Here is a 12,242-nt window from a genome sequence, read left to right as displayed (position 1 = left end):
ATTATTTATTATTGCGTTCTGCACTAATTTGAAGATAAGCATTGATAAAACGGAACATTTTTTGTGCTTGTGGATCTTTTAGTAATTTTAACAGACCGAAAAGACCGATAACTTCAGAGCTTTCTTCAGCACGATCTTTTGCTTCGATAGCAGTTGCTGCCATGCTTTTCACTGTATCTTTTACAGGCTCTACAATCTCTTGGATTGCGCCAACAGTGTCGCTTTTTAATACTTCGTCAGTAGCAACAGTTTGAGCGAAGTCATAAGACTTAGTTAAAATGTTAACAAGCTCAGTTAATTTTGGAAGCTGTTCTACTAGTGTAGTTAATGACTCTTGTACTTCAGGTTTTAACAATTGATCAAGTACATCAAGTTGTCCTTGGCTAGCAGAAATTTGTAAAGATTCTTGTTCAGGCTTTGTTTGAGTGATAGTTTCTGGCATCTCCAATTCTCCTTTACGATAGCAATACTCTTATTTTTTTAGGAATAAAACATTCCCAAGTAACAGGTAAGCGTTAGCAAAACTTTATACAAAGCTTCACAAAACGCAATAAAATGCCTTTAAATTTATGATTGCAAGTAGTAGACAATCATAAATTCAAAACCATAATTTCTTACCTATTATTTATGGACTGTCCGATACATGGCTTGTCCGTATAATGGAAACTTCCTTTATCGGAAAGTGTATATAATATATATCTTATATTATATACTATATACACCCAGGTTAACATAAAAATGATCCCTAATTATTTGACTTTGAGTCCATAACTTAGTATTAGCAAGGGAAAAAAGCATATATTTTATTTTACTGTTACCTAAAATATACTTAATTATAGAGAAAAAAAGGAAAAAATGAGCAAATGAATGTTCATTTTTTCCTTTTTTTCTGATTAAGATTGATCTGTTTGCGGGATAAGCATGGACGAATTCCCGTTCTTTTCAAGATGGCACTCCCCCCAAGTGCAAAGGGAATCAAGAATCGCTTCTAAGGACCGACCGTAGTCGGTAAGAGAGTATTCAACTTTTGGTGGTACTTGATTATATACCTTTCTTTGAATAACCCCATCTTCTTCTAATTCACGCAATTGCTGTGTGAGCATCTTTTGCGTAATGCCAGGCATTAAACGCTTTAATTCACTTGTTCGTTTTGTTCCTTTTGTTAAGTGACAAAGGATGACGACTTTCCATTTTCCCCCGATTACTTCTAAGGTTGCTTCTACAGGAATATTATATGTCTTCATATATTACAACCACCTTTAATGAACTTTTATATAATCATATATTACTTTTTAGTGCCTATAGCACTTTAAAGTACGTACTGTTTTTCATGTTGAACATGTTTCATAATAGCATACGTAAGAGGTAAATGAGTAGTACGGTACCAAAAAGTAACTATGTTACCTTTTGGTACCTATCGCACTTTAAAGTGCGTTCTTTCGAAAAAGAATGAAACCATTCATAATAGCAGTTGTGAGCAGTAAAACTGTGTTTATTAGAAGATAAAAGGGCCTTTTTATCATACTATTATGATTGGATTTCTCATATTAAGGAGGAGTTCGATTGAGTTCATATACAGTACCGTCTTCAGATGTTCAAACAAATAGAAGAAGTGTGTTTGCTTTATTAGCATTAGCGATTAGTGCGTTTGGAATTGGTACAACTGAATTTATTAGCGTCGGTTTATTGCCATCTATTTCGAACGATTTACATGTTTCAGTTACAACAGCAGGTTTAACCGTGTCTTTATATGCACTAGGAGTAGCATTTGGCGCTCCTATATTAACGTCGTTGACAGCTAGTATGTCACGGAAAACGTTATTAATGTGGATTATGATTGTTTTCATTATTGGTAATGGTATTGCAGGAGTGGCAACAGGCTTTGGTGTACTGCTTGTTGCGAGAGTTGTATCTGCATTTGCGCATGGGGTATTTATGTCGATAGGTTCAACAATCGCTGCAGCTCTTGTACCAGAAGATAAACGTGCTAGTGCAATTGCTTTTATGTTCACAGGCTTAACAGTCGCAACTATCACAGGTGTACCAATTGGAACATTTATTGGTCAACAATTTGGCTGGAGAGCTTCGTTTATGGTTATCGTAGCAATTGGAATTGTTGCCCTTATCGCAAACAGTTTGTTAATTCCATCTAGTTTAAAAAAAGGTACGTCTGTATCATTTCGCGATCAATTTAAATTAATAACAAACGGAAGACTATTACTTGTTTTCGTAATTACCGCATTAGGGTACGGCGGAACATTTGTAACATTTACGTACTTGTCTCCATTATTACAAGAGGTGACAGGGTTTAAAGCAAGTACAGTTACAATCATTTTGTTAGTGTATGGGATTGCAATTGCGATTGGAAATATGATTGGTGGAAAACTATCGAACCATAATCCAATTCGTGCATTATTCTATATGTTTTTCATTCAAGCGATTGTGCTATTCGTACTCACATTTACGGCGCCGTTTAAGGTAGCAGGGCTCATCACGATTATTTTAATGGGATTATTCGCGTTTATGAATGTTCCAGGATTACAAGTATATGTTGTGATATTAGCTGAACGCTTTGTTCCGAGCGCTGTAGATGTTGCATCTGCAATTAACATTGCCTCCTTTAATGCAGGGATTGCTCTTGGGGCTTACCTTGGTGGCATTGTAACGAATTCATTAGGGTTAATTCATACAGCGTGGGTCGGCGCGATTATGGTAGTTGGTGCAGTCATATTAACGGCATGGAGTATGGGATTAGAAAAACGAGATCAGGTAAAAAGTTAATATTTATAAGTGAACCATATTATATAAATGAAAAGATGATAGGAGAGAAAGAGAATATGATTAAGAATTTACAAGATCGTGTAGCGTTGCATAACGGCGTGGAAATGCCTTGGTTTGGTTTAGGTGTATTTAAAGTAGAGGAAGGACCTGAACTTGTTAATGCAGTAAAAACGGCGATTAAACAAGGATATCGCAGCATTGATACAGCGGCGATTTATGCAAATGAAAAAGCGGTAGGAGAAGGAATTCGCGAAGGTATTAAAGAAGCAGGTATCTCAAGAGAAGACTTATTCATCACTTCAAAAGTATGGAACAAAGATCAAGGATACGAAGAGACGTTAGCAGCTTATGAAGAAAGTCTACAAAAGTTAGGGCTTGAGTATTTAGATTTATATCTTGTTCATTGGCCGGTAGGAGGAAAATATAAAGATACGTGGAGAGCATTAGAAAAGTTATATAAAGAAGGACGCGTACGTGCAATTGGTGTGAGTAACTTCCAAATTCATCATTTGAAAGATGTAATGGAAGATACAGAAGTGAAACCGATGATTAACCAAGTAGAATATCATCCACGTTTAACGCAAAAAGAATTGCGGGACTTCTGTCGTGAACAAGGTATTCAAATGGAGGCTTGGTCACCTCTTATGCAAGGGCAGTTATTAGACAACGAAACATTACAAGAAATCGCAGATAAATACGGTAAAACGACTGCGCAAATTATCTTGCGCTGGGATTTACAAAATGAAGTTGTAACGATTCCGAAATCAACAAAAGAACACCGTATTACCCAAAATGCGGACATATTTAATTTTGAATTAACAAAAGAAGATATGAAACAAATTGATGCGTTAAATCAGAATCATCGCGTTGGTCCAGATCCGGATAACTTTGATTTCTAAAATGAACAGAAGAGAGGGGCACAAAAAAATTTGTGCTCTTCTTTTTAATTACAGAAAACTAAAAATTCAAACAAATATTTACTCTGTATATGAAATAGGATATCTTAAATTTATAATATGAAATTTTCCTAGGGAGGCACATATGAACAATCATCGTACAAATCATTTCCGCATGTTAATTGTTACTGCACTATTTGCTGCTATTATTGGTATTTTGGCCCAAGTTACAATTCCTCTGCCGCTCGTTCCGATAACAGGACAAACATTAGCGATTGGTCTTACTGCTACAATTTTGGGTTCACGTTATGGCACTTTATCTGTACTGTTATATGTTTTAATTGGTGCAACTGGAATTCCTGTTTATGCTGGGTTTAGTGGCGGTTTATCCGTTTTATTTGGTCCTACAGGCGGCTTCCTATTAGCCTTCATTCCAACTGCTTTTTTAATTGGTTTGTTAACTGAGAAGACAAAGCTTACATTTTGGAATTCGTTAATGGCAAATGTTTTAGGAATGTTTGTGACATTAACAATTGGGACTGTATTCTTAAAGTATGTGGCATCGCTAGGATGGCAAGCGGCTTTCATGGGTGGTTTTGTGCCCTTCCTTATTGTAGGTGTAATAAAAGCTTCATTAGCTGCATGGGTTGGGATTAAGGTAAGAGGAGCGTTAGTGCGTTCGAAATTATTATTGCAAGAAAACTAAATGATAATAGAAACACGCGTAGAATGATCTCTGCGCGTGTTTTTTTATAGCGTCTTAAGAAGGGAAAAGTAATGTATAAAAAGACTTTTTAACTAGATACTATACAGTAGTAAATTTGTTATTTTATAAGGGGTTGTGAACATGAATATTAAACAATCGTATAAGTTATTGGTTGCTTTTTTGAGTGTTTTATTTGTATTTGCGAATTTATTATTCCCACTCCAAAAAGCATCGGCAGAAGTCATGGATCATACAAAGTATCAAATGGATTGGAGCTACAGTAAATCAAAAAAGAAACCAATCCGAACAGAGCTTATTAAAACAGCAGATGGGAAAATTGCATTCTGCTTGAATGTAGATTTGAAATCACCAAGCGGTCAAGATTTACCTGAAATAGGTAAGGTGGATATTGGGGTGTACCGCGTGTTATTAAATGGATATCCACAGAAGAGTCCACAAGAATTAGGTGTCTCTGATTGGAGAGAGGCGCATTATGCGACGCAGCTCGCTGTATGGAATGCGCTGGGACAAGTGGATATTAATGATTTAGATTTTCGTAATAAAAATGTAGAAAAAGTAATGAAAGATATTGTTGCGAAAGCAAAGAGCAGTGAAGAAGTACAAGAAATTACGATGAGTGTTACGCCGTCAGAAAAGCAAGAAGCAGTATTAAAAGATGAGTTCTTCGAAACAGGTTTATATACGGTGCAAACAAATGCGAAAAGTGGAACGTACCAAGTGCAAGCAACTGGTGCGCCTGCAGGAGTTAAATTTGTGAATGAAAAGGGCGAAACAAAAACACAGTTTAATGTGGGGGAAAAGTTCCGTATTTTAATTCCAAAACAGACGCCATCTGGTGAATTTAGCTTTAAAGTATCAGGAACTTTAACAAAATTACAAGGTATCGCGCATAAGGGAACACCGAAAATTCAAGATGCGGTAGTTTTATTAGAGCGCAGTGAAGAAAAAACAAGCCCAGATTTAGCGGTAAGCTGGAAAAAGACTGAAGCTCCGCAGAAACCGAATAAGCCTTATAAACGATAAAAAAGCGCTGGCGTTTGCCAGCGCTTTTTTCTATTATTATTCAGCTTCTGATACAACTGTAAAGCGTTCGTTCACGTGTTTTGGATTTTCAATTTCATCAAGTGCAGCTACAGCGAAGTCTTCGTAACTTACATAGCTGTCGCCTTTTTCGTTAACAAGAAGGTGGTCTTTACCAGCTTTGTAAGAACCAGTACGTTTTCCTAATGCGAATAGAGCAGAAGGACTAATGAATGTCCAAGTGATATCGTTTGTTTGTTGTAAAATTTCTAGGTTTTTTCCTTGGTTTTGAGCTGTTGCAAGATATTCTTTAGGGAAATCTGGTGTATCAAATACACGTGTTGTTTTTGCCTCATCTACAAATAAACTTCCAGCGCCTCCGACAACAAGTAACTTCGTATTAGGTGCACCTTTCATTGCCTCAATTAATACGTTTCCTGCATCTACGTGAAGATGTTCACTTCCAGCAGGAGCGCCAAACGCATTCACGATTATGTCAAATGCTTGTATGTCATTAGCAGTAAGATCGAAAACATCTTTTTCTAAAACTTTTACATTATTCTCTGTGATTTTTGCGGCGTTTCTTACGATTGCGGTAACTTCATGACCGCGATCAAGTGCTTCTTTCATAATACGACTTCCAGCTTTTCCGTTTGCTCCGATAATTCCGATTTTCATAATATATACCTCCAAATGTTTAATAGAATAAATGCCTAAAATGTATGTGCAAAAATGAATCGATGTCGTTAAGCAAGTTTGATACCACTAGTTGTAACTAGTATAGTTACAGAGTTGGTTTTTGTCAATCGCTTTGTTTATAAAAAATATTTCTTCAAGTAGTATGTGCGCTTCTAAAAATAAGAAGTCATATTTCTTAACAAGTAACACGATTGTGTTATAAAACCTAACATTTGGAAGCGATAATCTGTCGAAAAATGTTGATTTTTGAATATTTTTTAAATATAATTCAATTTATGAGAAGAAAAGGGAGGGATTAATCGTATGAATATTTTAGAACAGTTCGTTTCATCAACGAATACGATTCTTTGGTCATATATTCTTATCACAATGTTAATAGGCTTAGGGCTTTATTTTTCTATTAAATTGAAATTCGTACAAATTACCCATCTAGGCGAAATGGTACGATTAATGAGTGATGGATTAACTGGAAAGACACGTAAAAAGGGCAGCGTATCTTCTTTCCAAGCTTTCTGTATGAGTTCAGCAGCCCGCATTGGGATCGGGAACTTGGCTGGTGTGGCACTAGCTATTTCTATGGGAGGACCCGGCGCAGTCTTTTGGATGTGGGTAATTGCAATTATCGGGGCATCTTCAAGCTTTGTAGAAAGTACACTTGCACAGATTTATAAAGTAAAAGATGGCAGCGGCTTCCGTGGTGGTCCTGCTTATTATATGGAAAAAGGTTTAAATAAACGTTGGATGGGAATTTGGTTTTCTATTCTGATTACAATTAGTTACGGTTTAATTTTCAACTCAGTACAGGCAAATACAGTTACGCTAGCATTTAAAAATGCATTCGGTTTAGAGCGTTATGTTGTAGGAATCGCATTAGCTGCATTAGTCGCAGTTATTATTTTTGGCGGCGTTAAAAGTATTGCACGTATGTCAGAAATGATTGTTCCACCAATGGCAATTATTTATATAGCAGTAGCTGTTTTCGTTGTTATTAAAAACTTCTATTTACTACCAGATGTTTTCACAGAAATCTTTAAAGGTGCATTCGGTTTAGATTCAGCTGTAGGTGGCGGTATCGGGGCTGCGATGAAGTATGGTATTCAGCGTGGATTATTTGCGAACGAAGCAGGTATGGGTAGTGCGCCGAATGCGGCTGCGACAGCAGATGTAACGCATCCAGCTAAACAAGGATTTATTCAAACAATTGGAGTTTTAGTAGATACATTTTTAGTATGTACATCAACAGCGTTTATCGTACTATGCTCTGGAGCATATAAGGCAACGAATTTAGAAGGAATTGAATTAACACAAAAGGCGCTAAGCTCACAAATTGGTCCATGGGCAAGTAGCTTCTTAGCGATTATTATTTTCCTATTTGCGTTCAGTTCACTTCTAGGAAACTATTATTATGGTGAAACAAATATCGAATTCATTAAGAAAAGTAAAACATGGTTAATGATTTACCGTGCTGCAGTAGTTGGAATGGTGTTATTCGGTTCTGTTGCGACGCTTCAAGTCGTATGGAATATGGCAGACTTATTTATGGGTCTAATGGTAATCACAAACTTAATTGCGATTACACTTCTTGGCCGATTTGCATATGCTGCGTTGACAGACTATGTAAAGCAAAAGAAACAAGGGAAAGATCCAGTCTTCCATGCAAGCTCTATTCCAGGTTTGGAAAACACAGAATGCTGGGAAGATTCTATGGTAACAAAAGAAAAAGAAGAAAAAGCTGTATAATAAGGAAAGGGTATCAGAGAGAATCTGATGCCTTTTTTTATGGTTTGCAGGAAAAACCGAACATTAATAGAGTTTTTATGTTTATTATATTTTTTTAGAAATATAAAGATGTGAGTTGAAATTTATGTTAGAATGTATAAGGTCTTTCCAGGTAAGAGGTAAGACGGGTTTTGAGGTATAGCATATATATTTTTATATGTTAGGTGAAAGTTCGGATTATTTATTTTTTATATGGTCAGACGTTCAATGTTAAATAATTTTCTATAGCGTTGAATAAGGTTTAAATGGAGGATTTTATCTATGAAATTTGTTATGTTTCTTGTAGGATTACTCGTTGTATTTATACTCGGGTTTCTTATAAGTACGGATCGAAAGAAGATTAAGTATAAACCAATTGTGGTTATGCTTGTTATTCAGTTAGCATTATCGTACTTCTTATTAAATACACAGATTGGTTATATTTTAGTAAAAGGAATTTCTGATGGATTTGGAGCATTACTTACATATGCGGAATCTGGAATCGTTTTCGTATTTGGTGGTCTTGTTAATAAAGGGGAAATTTCCTTCTTCTTAACAGCATTATTACCAATCGTGTTCTTTGCCGTATTAATTGGGATCCTGCAACACTTTAAAATTTTACCGATATTTATTCGTTCAATTGGTACCCTGTTAAGTAAAGTAAATGGTTTAGGAAAGTTAGAATCATATAATGCAGTAGCGGCAGCAATCGTCGGGCAGGCTGAAGTATTTATTACGGTAAAAGATCAATTAAGCAAAATACCGAGGCATCGTTTATATACACTTTGTGCTTCTTCTATGTCGACAGTATCTATGTCGATTGTTGGATCATATATGAAAATGATTGATCCGAAATATGTAGTAACAGCACTTGTATTAAATTTATTTAGTGGTTTTATTATCATTCATATTATTAACCCGTATGATATTACGGAAGAAGAGGACACACTTAAGTTAGAAAATAAACAAAAGCAATCATTTTTCGAAATGCTTGGCGAATATATTATGCTTGGATTTACAATTGCGATTACAGTAGCAGCGATGTTACTTGGTTTCGTAGCGTTAATTACAGCAATTAATAGCTTGTTCGATTCTATTTTCGGCATTACATTCCAAGCAATATTAGGATACATTTTCTCACCACTTGCATTTGTAATGGGTATCCCGCAATCAGAAATGGTAACAGCGGGACAAATTATGGCAACAAAATTAGTATCAAATGAATTTGTTGCGATGCTTGACCTTGGAAAAGTAGGAGGAGAATTATCAGCTCGTACAGTTGGTATCCTTTCTGTATTCCTTGTATCATTTGCAAACTTCTCGTCTATTGGAATTATTGCAGGTGCAACGAAAGGGATTGATGAAAATCAATCAAATGTTGTTTCTTCATTTGGATTAAAGCTTGTATATGGTGCAACGTTAGTAAGTATTTTATCAGCAATTATTGTTGGTGTTATGTTATAGAAATAAAAAGCAGTGAGCAGAAGTTCATTGCTTTTTTATTTCATAGACATAAATTCTAGCGAGATTTGTAAGGGAGAAATTAACATATCATTTATTGAAAAAATTATGTTGCATTTCATCTGGATAACGCTTACAATTTGTTTGTGGGTGGTATCAGTTTCATACTTTAAATCAAGTAGGTAAGAAGAGACCACTAATTGTAAATTATAATTTATGTAAACGCTTACTGGTTTTAGGATACATTGTAAAGTAAATAGTATTTAGGGGTTCTATTTTTTAACATCGATGGTCAGACGTCATTCGTTGGACGACCAATAACTCATGGAAAGTGGAGGATTCACATATGAAACTAGTGATGTTTCTAGTCGGTTTACTTGTTGTATTTGTACTAGGTTTCCTTGTAAGTTCAGATCGTAAGAAAATTAAGTATAAACCAATTGCAATTATGCTTGTTATTCAATTAGCATTGGCTTACTTCTTATTAAATACAAAGATTGGATTTGTATTAGTAAAAGGAATTTCAGATGGCTTTGGCGCCATTTTAAAATACGCAGAAGCTGGGGTTAACTTCGTATTTGGTGGTTTAGCGAATGATGGACAAGCACCGTTTTTCTTAACAGTATTACTACCAATTATTTTCTTAGCGGTATTGATTGGTATTCTGCAACATCTTAAAATTTTACCGATTATTATTCGTGCAGTCGGTTTCGTATTAAGTAAAATAAATGGTCTAGGAAAATTAGAATCATATAATGCAGTAGCAGCGGCAATCGTTGGTCAAGGTGAAGTATTTATCACAGTAAAAGATCAATTAAGTAAATTACCAAAAAATCGTTTATATACACTTTGTGCATCTTCTATGTCAACGGTATCGATGTCAATTGTCGGTTCTTATATGAAAATGATTGATCCAAAATATGTAGTAACAGCACTTGTATTAAACTTATTCAGTGGATTCATTATCGTTCATATCATTAATCCGTATGACATTAGTGAAGAAGAAGATATTTTAGAATTACAAGAAGATAAGAAGCAAACGTTCTTCGAAATGTTAGGCGAATACATTATGCTTGGATTCTCTATTGCAGTAACAGTAGCAGCAATGTTAATTGGATTCGTAGCATTAATTACAGCAATTAACGGTGTATTTGATTCTATTTTCGGCATTACGTTCCAAAGCATTTTAGGATATGTGTTCTCACCATTAGCATTTGTTATGGGTATCCCAACATCAGAGATGCTACAAGCAGGACAAATCATGGCAACCAAATTAGTAACAAACGAATTTGTTGCGATGCTTGATTTAGGAAAAGTAGCTGGCGATTTATCAGCTCGTACAGTAGGTATTTTATCAATCTTCCTTGTATCATTTGCAAACTTCTCATCTATTGGGATTATCGCAGGTGCAACGAAGAGTATCGATGGAAAACAAGCAAACGTTGTATCTTCTTTCGGATTAAAGCTTGTGTATGGTGCAACGTTAGTAAGTATATTATCAGCGGTTATCGTTGGGGTTATGCTATAAAAATAAGGAAAGCAACGGGCGCGTGAGCTCATTGCTTTTTTTATTTAACTTACTTTGTTTAACTTACGTTTAAAAGCAGGCCTTTTTAAATATGTGCCAAGACGCCATACGTATTCAACTGGCCCTATGCGATACCTTTTTAACCAACAGGTGCTAGCATATAATTGGATGACATAAATTACAATTGTTAATACAATGCCAAAGAAGTAGCCGATTTTCCCATATAAACCAAGTCCATACGCATAAAAAATGGTGGTAGCAATGATGGATTGCGCTAAATAGTTACTAACTGACATTTTTCCCATGTTAGCCATATATTCTAATAAGCGTGATGCTTTTTTGTAATGAAATAATAAAATGATAGAGCTTCCGTAAAAAATGGCCATGCTAAGCGGTGTAACACTGTCTTTTAACATAATGAGAAGAGGTTGTTTTGTTAATAGTTCTAAGATTTTTACTGTGAAAGAAAAAATACCGCTGATAAGCCAGATTTTTTTGAGGGAAGGTAAATGTTTATCTATTTCAAAAAGCCAGCCTTTTTTTCCAACATACATTCCTAGTAGGAATAGTGGAGTCATGAAAATCAGTGCGAAAAGTGTTATGAAAAATGTTCCGAAAAAGCCAGTGATCCCAATATACTTAAAAGGATCTTCATTAAGGCGGAAGCTTACATGTTCTATATAGCTACCAGTTTCATGAACCTGTTGTTCTTTTGCGATATAAGGTGCAAAGTCATCGGACATATTGGTGCTTGGTTCAAAGGGATAAGACATCAGCATAGTTAGTACTAGTATGATGGATGCCCAAATGATCAATGTTTTGGGCTTTCGATTGATAAACATCATTAATAAGATTCCTATAATTCCATAACCGAATAAAATATCTCCATCCCAAATAAAAGTACCATGGAGATATCCGAGGATGAGTAAAATACTAAGGCGGCGGATATAAACCGGAAAGAAACGTTTTTCTTTTTTATGATACTGTTTTGCAGCAAAGTAATACTAATCCCAAATAGAAAAGAAAATAGGGAAATGAAATTGTGGGTGCCAAAAAATTGAATAAACCAATTGGCACCTTCATCAACTTTTCCGAATACATAAGTAGGCTGTTCACCGCTAAACATTCCAAATTGAATTAATGTCATGTTAACAAGTAAAATACCGAATAAAGCAAAACCACGAACGGTATCGATTGCTTCTACACGTTGTTTCATAGAGATGTTCTCCTTCCCGTTTGTACTCTATATTGAAAATAATACCATTTATAATAGTAGTCCTATGTAGAATGAGCGAAGATTTAAGCTGATTTTAATCCGATGTTAAGGTGAAAAGTGATTTAAAGGAGAAAAAAATCACCTTAACGAATTCAT

At 35.3% G+C, this 12,242-nt stretch carries 10 protein-coding genes and 1 pseudogene; 7 read left to right on the top strand and 4 right to left on the bottom strand.

Annotated elements, in window-relative coordinates; genetic code table 11:
• Window position 1: 1 nt before the first annotated feature.
• Both C564_RS0108855 and C564_RS0108850 read right to left on the bottom strand, forming a co-directional pair.
• On the bottom strand, window positions 2-442 hold the full coding sequence (locus C564_RS0108855) for a DUF1641 domain-containing protein (protein ID WP_003201998.1): 441 nt from the start codon (window positions 440-442) through the stop codon (window positions 2-4).
• 451 nt (window positions 443-893) lie between these two features.
• A complete protein-coding gene (locus C564_RS0108850) occupies window positions 894-1,244 on the bottom strand; it encodes a winged helix-turn-helix transcriptional regulator (RefSeq protein WP_003202000.1) in 351 nt (116 codons plus the stop codon).
• A gap of 319 nt (window positions 1,245-1,563) precedes the next feature.
• Between C564_RS0108850 and C564_RS0108845 the strand changes: the two genes are divergently transcribed.
• The 4 genes from C564_RS0108845 (at window position 1,564) to C564_RS0108830 (ending at window position 5,427) form a co-directional block, all read left to right on the top strand.
• A complete protein-coding gene (locus tag C564_RS0108845) occupies window positions 1,564-2,781 on the top strand; it encodes an MFS transporter (protein WP_018765070.1) in 1,218 nt (405 codons plus the stop codon).
• Between the two features lie 56 nt (window positions 2,782-2,837).
• Window positions 2,838-3,680, top strand: a complete 843-nt coding sequence (locus tag C564_RS0108840) for an aldo/keto reductase (RefSeq protein WP_018765069.1) — start codon at window positions 2,838-2,840, stop codon at window positions 3,678-3,680.
• Between the two features lie 142 nt (window positions 3,681-3,822).
• Window positions 3,823-4,383, top strand: coding sequence for a biotin transporter BioY (locus C564_RS0108835; RefSeq protein WP_018765068.1), 561 nt, complete (start codon window positions 3,823-3,825; stop codon window positions 4,381-4,383).
• Window positions 4,384-4,524: 141 nt separating this feature from the next.
• Window positions 4,525-5,427, top strand: a complete 903-nt coding sequence (locus C564_RS0108830; protein ID WP_003202008.1) for a thioester domain-containing protein — start codon at window positions 4,525-4,527, stop codon at window positions 5,425-5,427.
• A gap of 36 nt (window positions 5,428-5,463) precedes the next feature.
• On the opposite strand, the gene C564_RS0108825 is transcribed toward C564_RS0108830, so the two are convergent.
• The gene (locus tag C564_RS0108825) at window positions 5,464-6,102 is read right to left on the bottom strand and encodes an NAD(P)-dependent oxidoreductase (RefSeq protein WP_018765067.1); all 639 of its coding nucleotides are present in this window, start codon (window positions 6,100-6,102) and stop codon (window positions 5,464-5,466) included.
• A 324-nt stretch (window positions 6,103-6,426) separates the two neighbouring features.
• Between C564_RS0108825 and C564_RS0108820 the strand changes: the two genes are divergently transcribed.
• From C564_RS0108820 to C564_RS0108810, 3 genes are all read left to right on the top strand, one after another.
• Window positions 6,427-7,863 carry an alanine/glycine:cation symporter family protein gene (locus C564_RS0108820; RefSeq protein WP_018765066.1) on the top strand — a complete coding sequence of 479 codons (1,437 nt, stop codon included), beginning with the start codon at window positions 6,427-6,429 and terminating at the stop codon, window positions 7,861-7,863.
• Between the two features lie 300 nt (window positions 7,864-8,163).
• Window positions 8,164-9,345, top strand: coding sequence for a NupC/NupG family nucleoside CNT transporter (locus C564_RS0108815; RefSeq protein WP_006096459.1), 1,182 nt, complete (start codon window positions 8,164-8,166; stop codon window positions 9,343-9,345).
• A gap of 343 nt (window positions 9,346-9,688) precedes the next feature.
• Window positions 9,689-10,870, top strand: a complete 1,182-nt coding sequence (locus C564_RS0108810; protein ID WP_018765065.1) for a NupC/NupG family nucleoside CNT transporter — start codon at window positions 9,689-9,691, stop codon at window positions 10,868-10,870.
• Between the two features lie 44 nt (window positions 10,871-10,914).
• Here C564_RS0108810 and C564_RS33365 read toward each other — a convergent pair.
• Window positions 10,915-12,086 (bottom strand): annotated as a pseudogene (locus C564_RS33365) (DUF418 domain-containing protein).
• Between the last annotated feature and the right edge of the window lie 156 nt (window positions 12,087-12,242).

The organism is Bacillus sp. 105MF (assembly GCF_000374885.1).
Lineage (GTDB): Bacteria > Bacillota > Bacilli > Bacillales > Bacillaceae_G > Bacillus_A > Bacillus_A pseudomycoides.
This window is presented reverse-complemented; position numbering and strand designations above follow the sequence as displayed.

Excerpts from the sequence above, each read along its gene's own strand:
- C564_RS0108810 (WP_018765065.1), top strand. The coding sequence starts at position 9,689 with ATGAAACTAGTGATGTTTCTAGTCGGTTTACTTGTTGTATTTGTACTA.
- C564_RS0108835 (WP_018765068.1), top strand. The coding sequence starts at position 3,823 with ATGAACAATCATCGTACAAATCATTTCCGCATGTTAATTGTTACTGCA.
- C564_RS0108840 (WP_018765069.1), top strand. The coding sequence starts at position 2,838 with ATGATTAAGAATTTACAAGATCGTGTAGCGTTGCATAACGGCGTGGAA.
- C564_RS0108825 (WP_018765067.1), bottom strand. The coding sequence starts at position 6,102 with ATGAAAATCGGAATTATCGGAGCAAACGGAAAAGCTGGAAGTCGTATT.
- C564_RS0108815 (WP_006096459.1), top strand. The coding sequence starts at position 8,164 with ATGAAATTTGTTATGTTTCTTGTAGGATTACTCGTTGTATTTATACTC.
- C564_RS0108830 (WP_003202008.1), top strand. The coding sequence starts at position 4,525 with ATGAATATTAAACAATCGTATAAGTTATTGGTTGCTTTTTTGAGTGTT.
- C564_RS0108850 (WP_003202000.1), bottom strand. The coding sequence starts at position 1,244 with ATGAAGACATATAATATTCCTGTAGAAGCAACCTTAGAAGTAATCGGG.
- C564_RS0108820 (WP_018765066.1), top strand. The coding sequence starts at position 6,427 with ATGAATATTTTAGAACAGTTCGTTTCATCAACGAATACGATTCTTTGG.
- C564_RS0108855 (WP_003201998.1), bottom strand. The coding sequence starts at position 442 with ATGCCAGAAACTATCACTCAAACAAAGCCTGAACAAGAATCTTTACAA.